General features: G+C 46.1%; 2 protein-coding genes. Both read right to left on the bottom strand.

Annotation, left to right across the window (positions count from 1 at the left end; translation table 11 throughout):
- On the bottom strand, nucleotides 1-251 hold a 251-nt coding region (locus AB4585_RS25615), incomplete at its 3' end, for a YggT family protein (RefSeq protein ID WP_372171596.1).
- An 18-nt stretch (nucleotides 252-269) separates the two neighbouring features.
- Nucleotides 270-492 (bottom strand): pyrroline-5-carboxylate reductase dimerization domain-containing protein (locus AB4585_RS25610; RefSeq protein WP_372171595.1); only part of this gene is annotated, 223 nt, incomplete at its 5' end.

Genomic DNA, 492 nt, shown 5'->3' with positions numbered 1-492 from the left:
GCCATCAACATCAGAAGTACAAACTTCAGTACACACAGTGCATAAGCAAAGGTCAGTGTGGCTAAGTCGATATTACCAATGGATGGAATGACGCGACGTAAAGGCTTTAATACCGGCTGGGTAGCTTTCACTATAAATTGAGAGAACGGGTTATAGAAATCAGCGCGAGCTGCCTGCAACCAGATTCTAAGGATGAGAACCATGATGTAGAGATCAAAAAAGGTCGTCACTAAAAACTGCATTGAATTCATTACAAATCCTTGATGAGGTTAAAAAAGGGATTCCATCTCTTGCGCACGTTTTACTGCAGCCTGCATGGCGGTAGCAACGGTGTCAGAGAGTTGGTGTTGATTAAATGTGGCAATGGCCTCAGCAGTGGTACCGCCTTTTGAGGTCACTTGCTGGCGAAGAGTTGATAGCTCTAATTTGGGGTTTTCAGCGACCATTTGCGCAGCGCCTATTGCCGATTGCTGTACAAGCATGCGCGCGGTG

The sequence above is a fragment of the Vibrio sp. 10N.222.49.C9 genome, from assembly GCF_041474985.1.
In the GTDB taxonomy this organism is placed as follows: domain Bacteria; phylum Pseudomonadota; class Gammaproteobacteria; order Enterobacterales; family Vibrionaceae; genus Vibrio; species Vibrio crassostreae_C.
Note: the sequence above shows the minus strand (reverse complement) of the source record. Positions and strands in the feature narration are given on the sequence as shown.